General features: G+C 62.6%; 14 protein-coding genes. 5 read left to right on the top strand and 9 right to left on the bottom strand.

Features of this window, described 5'->3' with window-relative positions; all coding sequences use genetic code 11:
* The 6 genes from relA to AC07W0_RS05065 all read right to left on the bottom strand — a co-directional run.
* A partial coding sequence (relA, locus tag AC07W0_RS05040) for a GTP diphosphokinase (protein ID WP_495029328.1) occupies positions 1 to 2,223 on the bottom strand: 2,223 nt, incomplete at its 3' end.
* Between the two features lie 134 nt (positions 2,224 to 2,357).
* Positions 2,358 to 3,710 (bottom strand): 23S rRNA (uracil(1939)-C(5))-methyltransferase RlmD, encoded by a 1,353-nt coding sequence (rlmD, locus tag AC07W0_RS05045; protein ID WP_102617651.1) that lies wholly within the window; start codon positions 3,708 to 3,710, stop codon positions 2,358 to 2,360.
* Complete coding sequence (gene cysM, locus AC07W0_RS05050) at positions 3,710 to 4,612, bottom strand: cysteine synthase CysM (RefSeq protein ID WP_017845306.1); 903 nt, start codon at positions 4,610 to 4,612, stop codon at positions 3,710 to 3,712. Before cysM ends, rlmD begins: the two co-directional genes overlap by 1 nt.
* A 106-nt stretch (positions 4,613 to 4,718) precedes the next feature.
* Positions 4,719 to 10,589: an NEL-type E3 ubiquitin ligase domain-containing protein gene (locus AC07W0_RS05055; RefSeq protein WP_102617650.1), complete on the bottom strand. Its 5,871-nt coding sequence runs from the start codon at positions 10,587 to 10,589 to the stop codon at positions 4,719 to 4,721.
* 71 nt (positions 10,590 to 10,660) lie between these two features.
* Positions 10,661 to 11,251, bottom strand: a complete 591-nt coding sequence (locus tag AC07W0_RS05060) for a tRNA-uridine aminocarboxypropyltransferase (RefSeq protein ID WP_102617649.1) — start codon at positions 11,249 to 11,251, stop codon at positions 10,661 to 10,663.
* A gap of 6 nt (positions 11,252 to 11,257) precedes the next feature.
* Complete coding sequence (locus AC07W0_RS05065; protein WP_017845303.1) at positions 11,258 to 12,151, bottom strand: LysR family transcriptional regulator; 894 nt, start codon at positions 12,149 to 12,151, stop codon at positions 11,258 to 11,260.
* Positions 12,152 to 12,300: 149 nt separating this feature from the next.
* On the opposite strand from AC07W0_RS05065, the gene speB reads away from it, so the two are divergent.
* Genes speB through AC07W0_RS05085 form a run of 4 tightly spaced genes read left to right on the top strand, consistent with a single transcriptional unit; the run spans position 12,301 to position 16,622 of the window.
* The gene (gene speB / locus AC07W0_RS05070; protein ID WP_017845302.1) at positions 12,301 to 13,251 is read left to right on the top strand and encodes an agmatinase; all 951 of its coding nucleotides are present in this window, start codon (positions 12,301 to 12,303) and stop codon (positions 13,249 to 13,251) included.
* Positions 13,251 to 13,673 (top strand): YybH family protein, encoded by a 423-nt coding sequence (locus tag AC07W0_RS05075; protein ID WP_057003843.1) that lies wholly within the window; start codon positions 13,251 to 13,253, stop codon positions 13,671 to 13,673. Before speB ends, AC07W0_RS05075 begins: the two co-directional genes overlap by 1 nt.
* Positions 13,674 to 13,694: 21 nt before the next feature.
* The gene (locus AC07W0_RS05080; RefSeq protein ID WP_017845300.1) at positions 13,695 to 15,206 is read left to right on the top strand and encodes a purine-cytosine permease family protein; all 1,512 of its coding nucleotides are present in this window, start codon (positions 13,695 to 13,697) and stop codon (positions 15,204 to 15,206) included.
* Between the two features lie 33 nt (positions 15,207 to 15,239).
* The gene (locus tag AC07W0_RS05085) at positions 15,240 to 16,622 is read left to right on the top strand and encodes a sodium:solute symporter family protein (protein WP_017845299.1); all 1,383 of its coding nucleotides are present in this window, start codon (positions 15,240 to 15,242) and stop codon (positions 16,620 to 16,622) included.
* A 158-nt stretch (positions 16,623 to 16,780) separates the two neighbouring features.
* Here the strand turns inward: AC07W0_RS05085 and AC07W0_RS05090 are convergent, their stop codons facing one another.
* Entirely contained in the window at positions 16,781 to 16,903 is a 123-nt protein-coding gene (locus AC07W0_RS05090) for a PA1414 family protein (protein ID WP_017737772.1), read from the bottom strand.
* 139 nt (positions 16,904 to 17,042) lie between these two features.
* The gene (ptrR, locus tag AC07W0_RS05095) at positions 17,043 to 17,936 is read right to left on the bottom strand and encodes a putrescine utilization regulator PtrR (RefSeq protein ID WP_046382475.1); all 894 of its coding nucleotides are present in this window, start codon (positions 17,934 to 17,936) and stop codon (positions 17,043 to 17,045) included.
* A 105-nt stretch (positions 17,937 to 18,041) separates the two neighbouring features.
* Between ptrR and AC07W0_RS05100 the strand changes: the two genes are divergently transcribed.
* Entirely contained in the window at positions 18,042 to 19,259 is a 1,218-nt protein-coding gene (locus AC07W0_RS05100) for a YbfB/YjiJ family MFS transporter (protein ID WP_102617648.1), read from the top strand.
* Here the strand turns inward: AC07W0_RS05100 and AC07W0_RS05105 are convergent.
* Entirely contained in the window at positions 19,171 to 20,613 is a 1,443-nt protein-coding gene (locus AC07W0_RS05105) for an NCS1 family nucleobase:cation symporter-1 (protein WP_017845296.1), read from the bottom strand. The two genes, AC07W0_RS05100 and AC07W0_RS05105, sit on opposite strands and share 89 nt — an antisense overlap.
* Positions 20,614 to 20,772 lie beyond the last annotated feature (159 nt).

The raw sequence follows: 20,772 nt of genomic DNA on the forward strand, positions 1-20,772 counted from the left end.
GGTCTCGATGATGTTCGGCAACTGGGAAATCCGCCCCAGCAACCGCCCCAACGCGTCCAGCCCCGGAATCTCGATGGTCAGGGACATCAACGCGGTGTTGTCCTCCTTGTTCGAGCGGGTGTTGACGGCCAGCACGTTGATCCGTTCGTTGAGCAGCACTTGCGACACGTCGCGCAGCAGACCGGAACGGTCGTAGGCACGGATGATGATGTCCACCGGATAGGTGAGCACCGGCACCGGGCCCCAGCTGACCTGGATGATCCGCTCCGGCTCGCGCCCGCCCAGTTGCAGCACCGAGGCGCAGTCCTGGCGGTGAATGCTCACGCCACGGCCCTGGGTGATGTAGCCGACGATGGCGTCGCCCGGCAGCGGCTGGCAGCAACCGGCCATTTGCGTCATCAGGTTGCCGACGCCCTGGATCTGGATATCGCCACGCTTGCCGGGCTTGTAGCCGGTGGCTTTGCGCGGGATCAGCTCCAGCTGTTCGTTGCCGCGCTCCGGCTCCACCAGTTGCTGGGCCAGGTTGACCAGTTGCGCCAGGCGCAGGTCGCCGGCACCGAGGGCGGCGAACATGTCTTCGGCGATCTTCATGTTGGCCTTTTCGGCCAGCTTGTCGAAGTCCACCTGAGGCAGGCCCAGGCGCGCCAGTTCGCGTTCGAGCAGGCTTTTGCCGGCGGCGACGTTCTGGTCGCGCGCCTGCAGCTTGAACCAGTGGACGATCTTCGCCCGCGCCCGCGAGGTGGTGATGTAGCCCAGGTTCGGGTTCAGCCAGTCGCGGCTCGGCGTGCCGTGCTTGCTGGTGATGATCTCGACCTGCTCGCCGGTCTGCAGGCTATAGTTGAGCGGCACGATGCGCCCGTTGATCTTGGCGCCCCGGCAGTTGTGGCCGATCTCGGTGTGTACGCGGTAGGCGAAGTCCAGCGGCGTGGCGCCCTTCGGCAGGTCGATGGCGTGGCCGTCGGGGGTGAAGATGTAGACCCGGTCCGGCTCGATATCCACCCGCAGTTGTTCGGCCAGGCCGCCGATGTCGCCGAGTTCTTCGTGCCACTCCAGCACTTGGCGCAGCCAGGAGATTTTTTCTTCGTACTGGTTGGACCCGGCCTTGACGTCGGTGCCCTTGTAGCGCCAGTGCGCGCACACCCCCAGCTCCGCCTCTTCGTGCATGGCATGGGTGCGGATCTGCACTTCCAGCACCTTGCCCTCGGGGCCGATCACTGCAGTGTGCAGCGAGCGATAGCCGTTTTCCTTGGGGTTGGCGATGTAGTCGTCGAACTCCTTGGGGATGTGCCGCCACAGGGTGTGGACGATACCGAGCGCGGTGTAGCAGTCGCGCATTTCCGGCACCAGCACGCGCACGGCGCGCACGTCGTAGATCTGGCTGAAGGCCAGGCCCTTGCGCTGCATTTTGCGCCAGATCGAATAGATGTGCTTGGCGCGGCCGCTGATGTCGGCGTCGACGCCGGTAGCCTGCAACTCGGCGCGCAGCTGGCCCATCACGTCGGTGATGAAACGCTCGCGGTCGAGCCGGCGCTCATGCAGCAGCGTGGCGATCTGTTTGTATTGGTCGGGTTCGAGGTAGCGGAAGGACAAGTCCTCCAGCTCCCATTTGATATGACCGATGCCCAGGCGATGCGCCAGCGGTGCGTAGATGTCGAAGACTTCGCGGGCCACGCGGTTGCGCTTTTCGTCGTCGGCGGTTTTCACCGCACGGATCGCGCAGGTGCGTTCGGCCAGCTTGATCAAGGCGACGCGCACGTCGTCGACCATCGCCACCAGCATCTTGCGCAGGTTTTCCACCTGGCCCTGGGTGCCCAGCACCATGGACTGGCGCGGGCTGAGGCTGGCGCTGATGGCGGCCATGCGCAGCACGCCGTCGATCAGCTTGGCCACCACGGAGCCGAAGCGCTGGCCCACGGTGGCCAACGGGATATGCCCTTCACGCACGCCGCGATAGAGCACGGCAGCGATCAGCGAATCCTGGTCGAGCTTGAGATCGGCGAGGATCTCAGCGATTTCCAAGCCGGTGCGAAAGCTCGAAGTGCCTTCGGCCCACAGGTTCTTGGCCGCATTGTCTTGCTGTTCAGACTCACGAGCGAACTCGCAGGCTGCTTTCAAGGCTTCACGGTCCAGTGCCGGGTCGACACTGATGGCATGATCCAGCCATGCCTCGAGATTGATACTGCCGTCGGTGTTGATCGGCTGGTGTGCTCTCACCTGTACCATCTTGCTTACCTTCCCTACGACGCACCTTCGATGCGCCAAAAATCATCGCTGACCTGCTTTATCACTAAAGCTCACACACTCCCTGGCAGGTCACGGCCCAGGAGAATGCAGGCCAGTCGGATTAAACGGGCATCCTAGCCCGCCTCAAATAACGCCATCGCCTCGACATGCGCGGTTTGCGGAAACATGTCGAGGATCCCGGCACGTTTTAGCCGGTAACCCTGCTTGACCAACTCAACCGTGTCCCGCGCCAGCGTCGCCGGATTGCAGGACACGTACACCAGGCGCTTGGCCCCCAGGCTGGCGAGCTTGCGCACAACCTCCAGGGCACCGTCGCGAGGAGGGTCCAAGAGTACCGCAGAAAAGCCCTGTTTGGTCCATTCCGCGTCAGTCAACGACTGGGACAAATCAGCCTGAAAAAACTGCACATTATGCAAATTATTGCTGACGGCATTCAGCGCCGCACGCTCGACCATGGCCTGTACGCCTTCTACCGCGACCACTTCGCGCACCTGGCGCGCAAGTGGCAGGGCGAAGTTGCCCAGGCCGCAAAACAGGTCCAGCACGCGCTCATCGGCTTGCGGCGCCAGCCATTCGAGGGCCTGGGCCACCATCGCCGCGTTGACCCCGGCGTTGACCTGGACAAAATCGCCGGGCCGATACGCCAGCTCCAGATCCCACGGTTCCAACCGATAACCCAGGGCCTGGTCAGGCTCGACCGGCTCCGGCTGGCCCTCGCCATGCAGCCACAACTGGGCCTCATGGAAGGCGCAGAATTCTTTGAGGATCAGCAGATCGGCGTCGGACAACGGTGCCATATGGCGCAGCAATACGGCGATGGACGACCCGCTGAACAGCTCCACATGCCCCAATGCCTGCGGTTTGCTCAAGCGCCGCAGCATGTTGGGCAAGCGCTGCATGATCGGTTGCAAGGCCTGTACCAGCACCGGGCAATCATCGATGGCGACAATGTCCTGGCTGGCCACGGCGCGAAAGCCCACTTCCAGGGTCTTGGCCTTGGCGTCCCAGCGCACCGCCACGCGGGCGCGACGCCGATAGCCCAGCTCCGGGCCACTCAACGGTGCCGCCCACGCCTGCGGTTCGACCCCTGCCACACGCGACAGTTGCTCGGCGAGCATGCGCTGTTTCAGGGCAAGTTGTTCAGCATGGGGCAGGTGCTGCACGCTGCAACCGCCGCAACGACCGAAGTGCGCGCACGGCGCCGGGCGCCGCAGTTCGCTGGGCTTGAACACACGCTCGGTGCGCGCCTCGACCACTTTGCCGTGGGCGCCCAATACCCGCGCTTCGACCTCTTCACCGGCCAGCGCACCGTTGACAAACCAGGTGCGGCCTTCAAAAAACACGATGCCACGGCCGTCATTGGCCAGGCGCTCGATGGTCAGGCGTTGCTTCTTGCCCACCGGAATCTGTGGGGTACGGCTGCCGCCCGTCGGCTGGAAGCGCAGGCCTCTCTCGTGCTTGGCCATCAGTTGGGTTCGTCGAAAATGCCGGTCGACAAGTAACGGTCGCCACGGTCACAGATGATCGCGACGATCACCGCGTTTTCCACTTCCTTGGACAATCGCAACATGCCGGCCACGGCACCGCCGGAGGACACACCGCAGAAGATGCCTTCTTCACGGGCCAGGCGGCGTGTGGTGTCTTCGGCTTCACGCTGGGCCATGTCGATGATGCGATCCACGCGCGTAGCGTTGTAGATCTTCGGCAAATACTCTTCGGGCCAGCGGCGAATCCCGGGGATCGACGCGCCTTCCATCGGTTGCAGGCCGACGATCTGGATCGCCGGGTTCTGCTCCTTGAGGTAGCGCGAGTTGCCCATGATGGTGCCGGTGGTGCCCATGGAGCTGACGAAATGGGTAATCGTGCCCTGGGTCTGGCGCCAGATTTCCGGGCCGGTGGTGGTGTAGTGCGCCTCGGGATTGTCGCCGTTGGCGAACTGGTCCAGCACCTGACCACGGCCTTCGGCGGCCATGCGCTCGGCGAGGTCGCGGGCGCCTTCCATGCCTTCTTCCTGGCTGACCAGGACCAATTCGGCACCGTAGGCGGTCATCGCGGCCTTGCGCTCGGCGCTGCCATTGTCGGGCATGATCAGCACCATCTTGTAACCCTTGATCGCCGCGGCCATGGCCAGGGCGATCCCGGTGTTACCGGAGGTGGCTTCGATCAGGGTGTCGCCCGGCTTGATCTGCCCGCGCAGCTCGGCGCGCGTGATCATCGACAGCGCCGGACGGTCCTTGACGGAACCGGCCGGGTTGTTCCCTTCGAGCTTGAGCAACAGGGTATTGCTGGTTTCACCCGCCATGCGTTGCAAGCGGACCAGGGGCGTGTTGCCGACGCAATCGGCGATTGTAGGGTACTGCAAGGTCATGGCGTATTCGCAATCCAGACTGCGGGGCGAACATCATACCGGGAAAGCCTGGCGCGCCATATCACGCAAAGTGCGGTGCTTATGGCTTAAAGGCATAAGCACGCAATCAGCCGGTCACGAAGCGGGTCCATTCCTCGCGCGTCAGTTGCTCAATCAATTGCTCCTCGTCGTGCGCCCTCAAGGCTTGCACCTTACGCACCAGCAGCAGGTACGCGCCTTCGCTCATCTCCGCGCTTTCGACTTGCGCCTGCGCACGCTCCATTTCTCGATCGTATTGCCCAAGGCGCGCGTCGAACCGCGATCGGTATTTACGCGCCAGAAACTGCCGCCAGTATTCTGCTTGCACCAATAAAGCCGGCCAGTCGAACTGAGCTTCGGCGGCCACGATCATTCCGTGCATCCTGGTGATTGAGTTCGCATTGGGGCCACCCAGTGTCCTGGCCAAACGCTCGTCGAATCCAAGGGGTAAATCCAGGCTGTGCGCCAACGCAATGCGGCTGGCAAGGATCATGCTGCTCACCACATCCCACGTTTGATGGCGGTCGAAACGCAACACCATCTCATCGATGGCCTGCAACCGTTTCAGGGCTCGAAAGTAATTCAAGAGTGGCGCCGCATCACCGTCCGTGTCGCGGGCGAGCAGTTCGATCGGCAGGAACTCAAGCTCCAGCGCATTGAGTGATAACAGCCAGCCATCCACCCCGCGATTGAGCTCGAAGCGGTGCTGAAACAGGATCACGGCCAGCTGCTCGTTATGGGTTGCACTCTCGATCAACTGCCACACGCGGCGCGTCAGGTCTTCTCGCAGCGCCCGAAAGCCGGTGGCGATGAGCGACGGATAGGCCGCGATACATGCCAGCAACTCAAAAAAACGATCAGACATCGGGCGTTGCTGCAGTTGCGCCCAAAGTGCCTGGTAGTGGGGAACTTCAGCGAAAGGCAGCACCGCCAACCATGTGTCGGGGCGCGTGGATGCCGCTGCGGGCTGGGCGCCCAGGCCAAAATCGATATCCGCCTGCCCCGGCCACTCACGGTAGCGGCGCATCATTTGCAGGGAGCCCTGTGAAAGCGGGTTGCCTTGCAAATTCATCGCTCGATGAACATTCGGGTAAATGAACAAATCGAGGCTGGTCAAGATCGATATTCGATTGTCACGCAAATCAAAGACCTCCAGTGATCGCAAGATGGCGGCGCCAAGGGGCAGGCTTTCAATTTGCGTATTGCGCAGGTTAAGCACGCGCAACTTCTTCAACCCATGCAGCTTCAAGCGCTGCCCCAGTCTCAGTGGGTTTACCGATAAATCCAGTGTCACCAGGCTGGTCATTTCAGCGAGCAGTATTACGTCCCCCAGTTGAAGCTTGAGCCGATTATTCGAGAGGTTGAGCAGCGATAAATAGCCCAGCTGTGCCAACCCGACGGGAAGGCGCTGCAGATGATTACCGTTGAAAAACACCCAGCGAAGCTGCGGAAAACACCTGAAAAAACTGGTTGGAATGGTTTCCAGCCGATTGTTTTTCAGGCTCAACAGTTTTACATGACCGAAATAGGCGCCCAGCGGCGGCAAATCATTTAATGCCAAGTCATCCAGGATGAGTTCATACGGTACCCCGCGAACGGAGTCTTCTTTAGCCCAGCAGCGCTGAATGCGCGCAGCCGCCTCACGTTGTGCGGGCAAGTCCTCGGGCTTACCCTGTCGGCACCATCGTTCAAGGTTGGCATTCAAGACGGCGCGCTCTCTGAACATGAAGTTGATCGCGCTTTCCCGCTCTCGGACGGAATCACTCAGGCCCTGGAGCAGCGCGAAGGCCTGCTCATCGGTTTTCGCCGGAAACAGCTGCCGCAGCTTGGCGACGTGTTCACGGTCCACCGGACCCCAATGATCACCGCCGCTCAACGGGTAACCCATGCGCCCATCCGCCAGGCGCCGTGGCGGGACGTACCAGGGGCGTCGCTGTGGGTCGAACAGGCTGAGGGCGCGTTGCGAACGCTGTTCGATCTCCCGGCGCAGCGCATCGTGGGTGTAGTGCAGCGCTTCACGTTCAGTCGACGGTAACGCGTCCAACAGCACCGCCAGGAACGCCCCGGGACGCCCGGTCGGTTGCCGTTCACCGTTCGCTTGAAGAATGTAGGCCTGATAATCCACGTCGACCGCTTCCAGTATCCGTCTGAGCGCGCCGTCGACCGGGCCGATGCTATCGATCAGGCGACCGCGCTCCCACACCTCGACCCGCAGGTGGTTCGGCCATCCGTCGATGTCCGGCAATGTATGCAGGATCAGTCTCGAGGTGTCTTCACTCGCTGCAGCCGGCAGATACAATCCCTCCAGCGCCCTGATCTTGCGCGCGACGCTCACCCGCCAACGCGCGGCCGACATCAGGCTCAAGGGGATGCGGCCGGCCTGCAGGCTGAGGCGCTCCTGCGCGGTGACGTCGCACACCAGTTCTTCGGCGAGTGCCGCCGTCAAACTGGGAAAATCGCGCTGCAGCACCTGCGCCAATGGATCGCCCGATGGCTGCTGTTTTTGGCCCAGCGCCTTGAAAAACAGGCGCTCCATGTGGGGCCGGTTGCGCGCGACCTCGGCCTCGAGCACCGCGACCTGCTCGGCGCGGGTGGCCGCCGCCGGCCCCACCAACGTCTCGGCGCTGTCGACACCGACCTCGCCGAGCAGCCTGTCGAAAAAATCCCGCCCCGTATCCACGCCGGTGTTGATCCGTTGATGCAGCATGAAGCGCTCGACGGTCTCCACCACGATTGCCGGCGCGCGCTCATTGCGCAGATGTATCCGGCGCAGGACGTCCGCTGTCACCCCGCTGATCTGCTGAATCTGCTCAATGGCATCCGCCGGCACTGCGCGGGTAAACGGCCCCAGGCGCTGGAACGCCTTGGCGCCGTCCCACGTCAGCGGGTTTTCCCATTCGTGCCGCCAGGCGCCGGCACCGTTGTGGCTCAACAGCGGGGCATACGCATCGTTCAGGGACGGGTGCAATAGGCGCCATGGCTGCTCCGCCACCTTGAAATAAGCATCGTCCAGCCACAGGTAGCGCTCCGCCCCCAGGTGGTAAAGGCCAAGGGCATCGGGCTCTGCGGCGATACGGGCGGTATCGACGTGACTGACGTAGTGCGCGATCTCGCGCCGGTCGGGATAAAACGCGCCATCCGGCGCACGATGGCGTAACAGGGCGCGAGCGACCTGACGCCGAAAGTCGGCAACGCTGTGTTCCGCGCTCAAGCCGAGTAGACGCCGGTCATCGTCGGACAGCTGGCGCATGATCGCCAGATAGAAACCGTTGGCACCACTCAGCATGGCGCCGGTGCGCGACTCACGGTGGTAATACGGCGAAAATCGCCCTTGGCCCTGATCAATGACCACCACGCTGCGGTCCTGTGCCCCCTGCGAAACATAGGGCAGCGCTTGCGTGGCCGGGCTGACGAGCAACGCCTGGGCGCTGCCGTCGCGCAGCACGCTGTGGGCGAAATGCGCGGCCCAATCCTGGGTTTGCCGGTCAAATCGGCGCGGATGAAAAAGCCCATCGACGATGGCTTCGCGGCGCGTCACCAGGCGTGCGGCGCGCAATGCGTCGTAAAGCGCCTCGGGTTGCAGTTGCGACTGCAGCAGCTGGGTTTGCTGATGCTCCGATAACGGGTGTTCGCGCAACACCTCCAGCAACCGCGCCATGCTCAGTTCGGGGTGCAAGGCCCGTAGTTGGGTAATCACCGCCGGTACGGGCTGGTCGGGGCTGACGCGCTCGGGCAACAATTTGAGTACCGACGCACTGGCGCCCACCGCGTCAGCACGGCAGGTGTCGGCAAACCGCGTGAGCGCTTCAAACAGGTCGTTCCTCAAGGCCTTGGCTTTCGTCGCCAATTGCTGACGAAGCAACTGCGCGTCACCCGAAACAAGCGCCGGCACCAACGCCACAATGGCCTGTGCCACATGGGCGGTGAAGCGGCGCGGCGTGGCATAGGCGAACTCATGATTTTCCAGCGCGGTCAGCGTAACCACTGCCGTTGTCGCACGCGTTGCCTCCTTGTTGTAGCGACGCACCTCCAGGCCCTGATGGTCTTCAATGCTCAACGACATTCCCGCCGGCCAACCCTCCAACTGAGTGAGCAGCGGCGCCATGACGTCCAGCGCGTCGACGGGCGCGGGGCGGCTGGGATCGGCGTCTGCGGCCAGCCAATCGATCAGCCGGTCGGCGCGCAACCGATGCACGGCGTCGACCAAAGACGCCGACGCCGGCGCGCCCTCCCATACCTGGTTCAAGGTCTGTGCCGAGGTCGCGCTCGTTTCGAGCAAAATCTCGATTTGCCGTGGCAATACGTCCTGGCTGCCGAGCATTCTTTCGAGCACCTGCGGGCTCGACAGATGCCGGTGTTCAGGCACGGCGCTGTAGCGCTGGGACAAGCGTTGATACAAGTGCTGATGGCGACGCAGCACGCTGCGCCCCAAACGCGTATGCAATCGACCACTGATCAGTAAATCGGCAAGGTCGGCAAACCCCTGGAGCAATTCGGCAGGCTCGCCGAGCAGCGCCTGCCGCCCCCCTTCGACCAACGCTTGCTCCATCGCTATGAACATCGCAAACGCCCTCACCCGCCCCAACCCTTTTAACGCCCCCGGCACCGGGATCAGCAGCACATCGAGGATTTCACCGATCAGGGTCTGGAACAGCTCGATCATGGTGGGCATGAAACCGGGCGTCTGGTGCGCCAATTCCTGCAGATTGGCGCGACTGCGCTCGCGATAGAAATCGTTCAGGCTCAGCGCCGGGGACTTTTGCACGACGTTGCGCACATAGCCGACTTTATCGACGATGTTGACGCTCGGAATGACACGGGCCAGCCAGTCGACCAGTTTTTCCAACCCCTCAAGGTCGCGACGCGGCTGCGCGGTTTTACCGATTTGCTTGAGTCGCGCACAGTCACGCAGCCACATGATCTGATACAGCCAATCGACCCGCCCCGCGCGGTAGGCCGCATGGAACTCCGCATGAAACACCTCGCAGGCTTGCCGATGGCTGGCATGATGACGCAGGGACCCGCCGGGGCGATTCGGGATAAAACTGAAAGCCCCCTTGCAACCGCTGACGGAAAAAACGATGTGGGGAATGCTCAAGCTGTCGCCGGGAGGCTGGCCGGCGTAATGCCCGACCAAGCCGATCGATTGTGGCAACCAACTGATGTTGTCCGTCCCATGGGGCACGAAAAGCAGCATTTCCTCTACGCGCTCCCAGCGCGCTTCTCCCGCCAGCGCACGTTTCACCTGCTGATATTTGTCCCGGTCGACGCGGCTGGCTTCGGTGTTTCTCAAGGCCTCGATGAGGGCGAACTCAAACTCGGCATTCGCCAACCGCATGATGCTGCTGCCCAGCGAGGCGTTGGCCTGCAGCGCCTGGTCGAGACGGCGACGCAGTTGCCCGCCGAGATCGAGCCGGCGCACCAGCGCAATGAATTCGCCGGCGGTCGCGTTGATGTTCCTGTCGAGGTAACTGGCATCGGCCAGGCCGGTGCGGCCGGGGTAGCTCCAGCCGGTCAGGCCGTCATAGTTCATACAGGCGGCGTCCCATAAGGTCACGCTAGAGATCTTGATCTCATCACCTTTCAATTCGCGCCGGACGCGACCGGAGTGCTTGAGGTAGCGGGTATTGATCTTCGCTACCTTGGGGTCGATGTACTGGCCGGTCAGGGTTATCAACGCGCTGCGCAACGACTCCAGGGCATGTAGCTCGAACGCTTCGGTGAGTTGGCGGATGCCCTGCTCCATGGTGTGCTGCGCATCAATCCAGGCCCTTTGCAGGCGCACGTACTCACGTTTTTCGGCAAGATCGAGCCCGCCGAGAAGGCCGTCGAACTCAGCTCTCAAGCCATCCAGGGCTTGCAGGACTGACCACTCCAGGCCGGCCATCAAGGGTGCGCGCTGCTGCGCGATAAAAGCGCTCAGCGTGTCCTGCGGTGTGGGGGTAATCGGCTCGCTCATGGCTCTGCTCCTGAAAAGCTCAGCCTATCGCCTCGCCGTCAGCGTCTCAGGTAGCTATGTAGCGCCATGGATCAGCCGTGGTTCTTGTCGAAAACCGCCGGCCCCATCGCCGCAATCTGGCCCTCGATCAACGCATCGAAGGGTTTGAGTAACGGCTCGAAAGAAGTGGGCGCCTCCAGCACCTGCAACGCCTGCACAATCGCCTCCACCGTCGACAAGGCGCCGGGGCCCGGCGCCTTGCGCAGCCGGTAGCGCGAGACGGCGCCCGCGGCCAGCGTCACCCTGGGCAGCGCCGCCAGCAGCGGGTTGAGGTGCAACAGCTTGCGCGCCTTGCGCCAGGTGCCGTCGGGGACCACCAGCAACAACGGCCCGTCGCTCGGCCCATAAGCCTGCAGCGGCTGGGCATCGTCTGCCGGAAACAACAGGCGCGCCTGATAGCCGGGCGAGTTCAGCAAGCTCGGCAGATCGTCGAATACCTCGCCCACCACCAACTGCGCATTGTTCAAGCCCAACGCCGCCAACCGCGCGGTATTGAGCGCATGGTTGACCTCGCTCGGGTGCTGCAGCAGCAACACGCGGGTGCGGCTGTCGAGGCTGGGGATCAGCGCGCACAGGCAATGGGTGGCGGGCCGCAGGCAACGGGAACACTGGGGTCTGGACATGGTTTTTCAGGCCTGGTTGAGCTGGGTTTTGAGCAAGTCGCGAAACGTCTGGATCAGCGGCTCGCGGCTACGGCCACGGCGCATGATCATCGAGAACGGCGCCTGGTAGCCGAAGGTCGCCGGCAGCAGCACGCGCAGGTCGCCCTTGTCGGCCCAGGCCTGGGCGTAGTGTTCGGGCAGGTAGCCGATGTAGGCGCCGGACAGCACCAGGATCAGCTGCGCCTCCATACTTTCCACGGTGGCGGCGCTGTGCTTGAAGCCGTGGCGCGCCAGTTCCGCCTGGCTCCAGTAGCCGCGCCCGACCATGCGCTGCTGGGTGATCACCTGTTCGGGGATGCGCCGCTCATTGAACAGCGGGTGCCGGGTGCTGCAATACAACCAGTGTTGTTCACGGTACAGCGGCATGTAGATCAGCCCGCTCATGCGGTTGGAGAACGCGCCGATGGCCAGGTCCAGGCGGTTGTCCTGCACGCCCAGTTGCAGTTCGTAAGGGCTCAGCACCGACAAATGCAGGTGCACCGCCGGGTGTTCCAGGCTGTAGGCGCCGATCACCTCGGCGAACGGCAGGGCCTTGTCGCTGACGGTGGAGTCGAGCACGCCGAGCTTGAGCGTGCCGCGCAGCTCGCCTTTGAGCGCGGCGGCGTATTGCTCGAAACCTTCCAGTTCGCCCAGTAGACGCAGAGTCTCCTGATGGAACAACTCGCCCTTGCTGGTCAGGCTGAACCCGCCCCGGCCACGGTGGCACAGCACCAGGCCCAACGCCGATTCGAGCTGGCTCATATAGGTGCTGATCGCCGAGGTCGACAGGTTGAGCTCGTGCTGCGCATTGGCGAACCCCTGGTGGCGCACGACGCTGACGAAGATGCGCAGGAGTTTCAGGTCAGGCAAGGCGTTGGCCATGGTCGGCTCCGGGGAGGTGATCGCAGTAGTCTACCTGCCGGCATTAGTTTAGAAAAATCTGAACTAAGTATTTGCCTCTGCCGATTCTTCCCACCCCGGGCTTTTCGCAGAATCGGCCGCTAATAAACACAACACGATGAGGCAATCCCGTGGACAAGATTTTCCACCAACCACTGGGCGGCAACGAAATGCCGCGCTTCGCCGGCATCGCCACCATGATGCGTCTTCCCCATTTGCAATCGGCCAAGGGCCTGGATGCGGCCTTTATCGGCGTGCCGCTGGACATCGGCACCTCGCTGCGCGCCGGCACCCGCTTCGGCCCCCGGGAAATCCGCGCCGAATCGGTGATGATCCGCCCGTACAACATGGCCACCGGTGCCGCGCCGTTCGATTCGCTGTCGGTGGCCGATATCGGCGACGTGGCGATCAACACCTTCAACCTGCTCGACGCCGTGCGGATCATTGAAGAAGCCTACGACGAGATCCTCGAACACAACGTCATCCCCATGACCCTGGGCGGCGATCACACCATCACCCTGCCGATCCTGCGGGCGATCCACAAAAAGCACGGCAAGGTCGGGCTGGTCCACATCGATGCCCATGCCGACGTCAACGACCACATGTTCGGCGAGAAGATCGCCCACGGCACCACCTTCCGCCGTGCGGTGGAAGAAGGCCTGCTCGATTGCGACCGCGTGGTACAGATCGGCCTGCGCGCCCAGGGCTACACCGCCGAAGACTTCAACTGGAGCCGCAAGCAAGGCTTTCGCGTGGTGCAGGCCGAAGAATGCTGGCACCACTCCCTCGCGCCGTTGATGGCCGAAGTGCGCGAAAAAGTCGGTGGCGGCCCGGTGTACCTGAGCTTTGACATCGACGGCATCGACCCGGCCTGGGCGCCCGGCACCGGCACTCCGGAAATCGGCGGGCTGACCACTATCCAGGCGATCGAAATCATCCGTGGCTGCCAGGGCCTCGACCTGATTGGTTGCGATCTGGTAGAAGTTTCGCCGCCTTACGACACCACCGGCAACACCTCGTTGCTGGGCGCCAACCTGCTGTACGAAATGCTCTGCGTACTGCCCGGCGTGGCGCACCGCTGATGAGCACCCATGAGGTGTTGAAAGCGGCGGCCGACCTAGTGTCGGCCTTCGCACGCAACGACCGCGAAGCTTACTTCGGCGCGTTCAGCGCCGATGCCAGCTTCGTGTTCTACACCCTGCCCCAGCCGCTGCTCAGTCGCGATGCCTACCAGGCATTGTGGGACAGCTGGCGCCGGGACGAGGGGTTCGAGGTGCTGTCCTGCGTCTCGAGCAACGCCGTTGTCAGCCTGCAGGGTGATGTGGCGATTTTTATGCATGACGTGGCCACCGAGCTGCGCATGAACGGGGAGCAATTCAATAGCCAGGAACGCGAGACCATTGTCTTCAGACGGCAAGGGTTGGACGTACAACAAAAACAAGGCCTGTGGCTGGCCTGTCACGAACATTTGTCCGCTATGCCGGAAGGGCTGCCGCCCCCTTAGCCAATGTGATCGGAGCTGATCATGAATAATAAAAACAACGAAAACAGTATTCGCAAGATAGAAACCAACGGGGTCGAACAGATCCCAGACCATGAACGTACCGCAGGGCCCAAGGATCTGTTTCGCCTGATCTTCGGCGGTGCCAATACCTTTGCCACAGCGGTGCTGGGTGCCTTTCCGGTGCTGTTCGGCCTGTCGTTCCAGGCCGGTGTCTGGGCGATTGTGCTGGGCGTGCTGGTGGGTGCGCTGATCCTGGCGCCCATGGGCCTGTTCGGGCCGATCAATGGCACCAACAATGCTGTGTCGTCCGGGGCGCACTTCGGTGTCCACGGGCGGATCGTCGGCTCGTTTCTGTCATTGCTGACGGCGATTGCCTTCTTCTCACTGTCGGTGTGGAGTTCGGGCGATGCGCTGGTCGGCGGTGCGAAGCGGCTGATCGGCCTGCCGGAAACCGACCTGACCCTGGGCCTGGCCTATGGCGTGTTTGCCATCCTGGTGCTGACGGTCTGTATCTACGGCTTTCGCTTCATGCTGTGGGTCAACCGCATCGCGGTGTGGGCGGCGAGCCTGCTGTTTCTGCTGGGGATCTTCGCGTTCGCGCCGACCTTCGACAGCCACTTCGCCGGCAGCGTGGCCCTCGGCCAGAGCGGTTTCTGGGCCGCGTTTATCGGCGCGGCGCTGGTGGCCATGAGCAACCCGATCTCCTTCGGCGCGTTCCTCGGTGACTGGTCGCGCTACATCCCGCGTGAAACGCCGAAAATTCGCATCATGCTGGCGGTGGTCGCGGCACAGATCGCCACCTTGATCCCGTTCCTGTTCGGCTTGGCCACCGCGACCATCGTCGCGGTCAGGGCACCGGACTACATCGCGGCCAACAACTACGTCGGCGGCCTGCTGGCGGTGGCGCCGAGCTGGTTCTTCCTGCCGGTGTGCCTGATCGCGGTGATCGGCGGCATGTCCACCGGCACCACGTCGCTGTATGGCACGGGGTTGGACATGTCCAGCGTGTTCCCGCGCCTGCTGTCGCGGGTCAAGGCCACGCTGCTGATCGGGGTGATGTCTATCGCCTTCATCTTTATCGGACGTTTCGCCGCCAACCTGGTGCAGAGCGTGTCGACCTTCGCGGTGCTGATCATCACCTGCACCACCCCGTGGATGGTGATGATGATCATCGGCCTGATCGTGCGTCGCGGCTTCTACTGCCCGGACGACCTGCAGGTATTTACCCGCGGCGAACGCGGCGGGCGCTATTGGTTCAGCCACGGCTGGAACTGGCGCGGCCTGGGGGCCTGGATTCCGAGCGCGTTGGTGGGGCTGTGCTTCGTCAACCTGCCGGGGCAGTTTGTCGGGCCATTGGGCAACCTCGCCGAGGGCATCGATATCAGCCTGCCGGTGACATTGGGGCTGGCCTCGGTGGTGTACCTGAGCTTGCTGCGCCTGTTCCCGGAACCGGCTGCCGTGTACGGCCCTACCGATCCACGCAGCGAACGCACGGACGTGCGCGCTGAACCGGCGCTGCAAAAAGCCGCCTGACTTCCATAAAAAAATAATCGGAGACCCGCCGTCATGGCTTTGGATTTATTCGTCGTCCTCATCTACGCCGCCGGCATGCTCGTGCTCGGCTATTACGGCATGCGCCGCGCCAAGACCCACGAAGACTACCTGGTCGCCGGGCGCAATCTCGGCCCGTCGCTGTACATGGGCACCATGGCCGCCACGGTATTGGGCGGCGCGTCCACCGTCGGCACCGTGCGCCTGGGGTATGTCCACGGCATCTCCGGCTTCTGGCTGTGCGCCGCGCTGGGCATGGGGATCATCGCGCTGAACCTGTTCCTGGCCAAGCCGTTGCTCAAGCTGAAAATCTTCACCGTCACCCAGGTCCTGGAAAAACGCTACAACCCCATGGCCCGCCAGGCGAGCGCAGTGATCATGCTGGCCTACGCGCTGATGATCGGCGTGACCTCGATCCTGGCCATCGGCACCGTGCTGCAGGTGCTGTTCGGCCTGCCCTTCTGGATTTCGGTGCTGCTCGGCGGTGGCGTGGTGGTGATGTACTCGACCATCGGCGGCATGTGGTCGCTGACCCTGACCGACATCGTGCAGTTCGTGATCAAGACCGTCGGCCTGATGTTTATCCTGCTGCCGATCTGCCTGTACCGCGTCGGCGGCTGGGACGAACTGGTGGCCAAGCTGCCAGCGTCGAACTTCAGCTTCACCGCGATCGGCTGGGACACGATCATCACCTACTTCATGATCTACTTTTTCGGCATCCTGATCGGCCAGGACATCTGGCAACGGGTGTTCACCGCCCGTGACGAAAAGGTCGCCCAGTACGCAGGCACTTTCGCCGGTTTCTACTGCATTCTCTACGGCCTGGCCTGTGCGTTGATCGGCATGGCGGCCCATGTGCTGATTCCCGATCTGGATAACGTCAACAACGCGTTCGCCGCGATCGTCAAAGTGTCGCTGCCCGATGGCATTCGTGGGTTGGTGATTGCGGCGGCGTTGGCGGCGATGATGTCGACGGCCAGCGCTGGCTTGCTGGCGGCGTCCACCGTGTTGACCGAGGACCTGCTGCCACGTTTGCGCGGCGGCAAGCAGTCGAGCCTGAACATCAACCGCCTGTTCACCCTGCTGACCGGTATCGCGGTGCTGGGCATCGCGCTGGTGGTGAACGATGTGATCAGTGCCCTGACCCTGGCTTACAACCTGTTGGTGGGGGGCATGCTGATCCCGCTGATCGGGGCGATTTTCTGGAAGCGCGCGACGACTTCGGGGGCGATTACGTCCATGACCCTGGGCTTCGTGACGGCGTTGGTGTTCATGTTCAAGGACGGCTTGGACGCGAACACGCCGATCTACTACAGCCTGGCAGTGGCGTTGGTGAGTTTTGTCGGGGTGAGCCTGTTGTCGCGCCGACCTGAAACGGAACCGGCGCGGGCCGCCTGAACAAGCACGCGGGAAATCAGGTTTTCTTCAGCGGGTGCGACGTCGGATGTCGCACTCGTTTTTTTTGCGTGGCGTACCACGCATCGCGAGGGCGGGTTTGCTTGCTCCCACACAAGCCCGTTCCTACATAGATTCTGCGGTGTTCCGACGACTGCGGTTCAACGCCGACGTGGACGACGCTGCTCATCATCCGTGCGAATGGGCACCGGCTGCAGCGGGGGCTCGATCAGGCCCAGCGCAACGCCAAGGTCGTGGAGCCAGGTTTGGATTTTCTCTTTCATGATTGCCCCCTTTGAGGGTAGTGCGGGTCGGCGGAAATTCTTTCGCCTCTTCCTACAAATAGTAGCCCTAACTCCTACACATTGCATGAACGAAACCACAACGAACTATTACCAAATTCATGCAAATACGACAGATCGGTCAGGCGATCGCCCGGCTATCTTGCAGGAACCCGGCCTGGCCTTCGCGCTGCAGTTCGATCCATGCGTTGAGATTAGCGCCGAGCATACCCTTTCGCCACATCAGCCAGGTGGTCGCAGTGGCAAAAGGCTCAGATAGGGGATGAACGGACACGCTGTCCTTGCCTGGCAGGCTGTCGAGCATGGATTCGGACATCAAGGCCACGCCGGAACCGGCGATCACGCAGGCGAGCATGCCTTGATAAGACTCGATCTCAATGGCACGGCCCATCGCCACGTGCTCGTGGGAAAACCACGTCTCCAAACGTCGGCGATAGGAACAACTGCGTCGGAAGGTGAACACTGCACGGCCGGCAACATCCTGGGGGCCGAGTACTGGCGGGTGGTCGGCTTCGCAAATCAGCATCAGCTTTTCGTCGCACAAGGGCACACCGTCCAGGGACGCGATAGTCAGCGGGCCGTCGACCAGCGCCGCGTCGAGACGCCCGGTGATCAAGCCTTCGAGCAGCTCGCCGCTGGGCGCCGATTGCACCTGCAGATTCACCATCGGATACGCCTTGTGATAGCGCGCCAACAGTTTCGGTAAGTGAATCGCGGCGGTGCTGTACATGCTGCCCAGCACAAAGTCACCGGCCGGTTGCCCGCCTTGCACGGCACCGTGGGCTTCGTCGTGCAGCGCCAGCAGACGGGTGCTGTAGTCCAGCAACACTTTGCCCGCAGGGGAAAGCTGCAGGCGTTGACGTTCACGAACGAACAACTCGACGCCCAGTTGCTCCTCCATCTGCTTGAGCCGGGTCGACAGGTTCGATGGCACGCGGTGCAAGCGCTCGGCAGCGCGGGTGATGGAGCCCTCTTCCGCCACGGCCTGGAAAATGCGCAATTGACTGAACTCCATACCTTTCTCCAAAACTGAACAAGTTACTCACTATTATTCATTTTTACAGAAAGTCAATCCGCCTTAGCCTGCACGTCATTCGCTTTCCCGCAGGAAACCTTGCACATGTCGCCGTTGACTCGCCTCCTCGCCAGCTTTATCGCCCTGATGATGGCCATGGGCATTGGCCGCTTCGCCCTCACCCCGCAAATGCCACATCTGCTCAGCGAGGGGCAGATTGATCTGACCGGTGCCGGGCTGATCGCCGCCGCCAACTACCTGGGTTACTTCGTCGGCGCGGTGGATTCGATTTTCGCGCGCAGCCATCACCATGTACGCGGTCGCTTGTACGGCGGGTTGTGGTTGTGCGTGCTGCTGACCCTGGCGTCGTATTGGGCCCACGGGTTCTGGCCGCACCTGCTGTTGCGCTTCGGCACCGGCGTGGCCAGCGCCTGGGCGCTGGTGATGATCACCAGCCTCAGCCAACCGTTGGCGATTGCCGCCGGGCGGCCGCGCTTGGGCGCCCTGGTGTTTGCCGGGCCGGGCCTGGGGATTCTGTTGACCGGCCTGCTGGCGCTGGGTTCGAACCTGCTGGGACAAAGCTCCGCAACACTGTGGCTGGTCTACGGCGGGGTGGCGCTGCTGATGCTGCTGGCGATCCTGCCTTTCCTGCCTCAACCGAGCGTCACTAACGCGCCCGTCAGCGACGCGAGCAGCAATGCGAGCATCGCGCACCTGGGTTGGGTTTATTTCCTCTACGGCCTCGGCTACATCATCCCGGCGACCTTTCTGTCCCAGATGGCCAGCGCGCAGTTCAAGGGCGCCTGGCAGGCAGACCTGTTCTGGCCATGCTTTGGCCTGGCGGCTGCGCTCGGGGTGGTCGTGGCGAGCCTGCGCCGCAAGGCCGCGAACACAACCCGCCGCTGGCTGATGACAACCTTATGGTTGCAAGCGGCGGGCGTATTTACCTGCTTGCTCGGCAACGGCTGGGGCCTGGCGCTGGGCGTGTTGCTCTGCGGCGCACCGTTTCTGGCGTGTATGCAGTTGGTGATGGCACGCTTGCGCGAGGTGGCGCCCCACGGCTACCAGCGCAGCACTGGGGTGCTGACCGCGAGCTTTGCCATCGGACAACTGAGCGGCCCATTGCTCGCGTCGGTGAGCAGCCACCTGAGCGGCGGCCTGCAACCGGCGCTGGTGATCGCCGGTTGCGGGTTGTTATTGGCCGGCGCGCTGTTGCTGCGCCCGGCTGCGGCAGTCAGCCAGCCATCAGCGGCGTTGGCACGCGAGCCTGTTCGCGCCGAGCGAGCACCAGGAAAAACAGCCCACCCAGGAAGCAACCGGTGAACCAGGCGAAGTTGGCCATGCCCTGCAAGGCCGGGGTGAACGTGATCGCGACACCCACCAGCGTCGCCGGCAACAGAGCCTTGACCGCCGTCCAGTTCACGCCGCCGTCGAAGTAATAACGCCCGCTCGGGCTGTCATCGAACAGCGCATCCACGTCGATCTGCTGTTTTTTGATCAGGTAGAAATCCACCAGCAAAATCCCGAACAACGGCCCGATAAACGCGGCGAGGATGTCCAGGGTGTAGTGGATCATCAGCGGGTTGTTGAACAGGTTCCACGGGGTGATAAAGACTGAAGCCACCGCTGCAATCATGCCGCCGGCGCGCCAGCTGATTTTGCTCGGCGCAACGTTGGCGAAGTCGAACGCCGGGGACACGAAGTTGGCGACGATATTGATGCCGATCGTGGCCGTGACAAAGGCAAAGGCGCCCAGCAACACGGCCATGCTGTTGTCGATACGCGACACGGTGGCGATCGGATCGTGGAGCATTTCACCGAATACCGGCAAGGTGCCCGAGACGATCACCACGGTCACCAGGGAGAACGCCAGGAAATTCACCGGCAGCCCCCAGAAATTACCGCGACGCACATCCTGCATGCTGCGGCAGTAGCGGCTGAAATCGCCGAAGTTCAGCGTCGGCCCGGAAAAGTACGACACCACCAACGCCGTCGCCACAATCACCTGGCCGAAAGCCTGCCAGCCCGACAAGGACTTCTCCGCCAGGGTAAAGCTGATATTCGCCCAGCCCGCCTTCCACACGATCCAGCCGGCCAGGGCGAACATCACCGCGTAGACCACCGGCCCGGCCCAGTCGATAAAGCGCCGGATAGACTCCATGCCCGCCCAGAATACGGCCGCCTGCACCACCCACAAGCTGAGGAAACCAAACCAGCCCAGGTAGGACAGGCCCGCGAAGTGCGGCTCTGCATACACGGCCATCTGTGGGAAAAAGCGCAGCACCACGATGATCAGCGCACTCGACGCCAGATACGTCTGAATCCCGTACCACGCCACCGCGATCAAGCCACGTATCACCGCCGGAATATTCGCACCGAACACACCAAACGCCAGTCGGCAGATCACCGGGTACGGTACGGCCGCTTGCTGGCTCGGCCTGGCCACCAGGTTAGCGATCAATTGCACGATGCAAATGCCCGCGAGCAACGCAATCAGCACCTGCCAACTGGCCAGCCCGAGGGCGAACAGACTGGCGGCGAAGACATAGCCGCCGACGCTGTGTACGTCGCTCATCCAGAAGGCAAAGATGTTGTACCAGGTCCACTTCTGCGGCAGTGGGCCCAGGTCCTGGTTGTACAGGCGCGGGCTGTAGCCTTTGGGCAATTGTTCGGTCATCGCTTGGCTCCTCGAAATACCCGCCTGCGCTGCCGTAACGGGATGCATACGGAAGGCGGCATGGTTTGTATACGAAAGAGTCAGCAGAATGCGTGCCAATGGCACACAATCCCCACGGGCCGGGGTGCCAAAGGATGTATCGAGAGTTAGACCGGTGTA

Source organism: Pseudomonas sp. GW704-F2, from assembly GCF_059423025.1.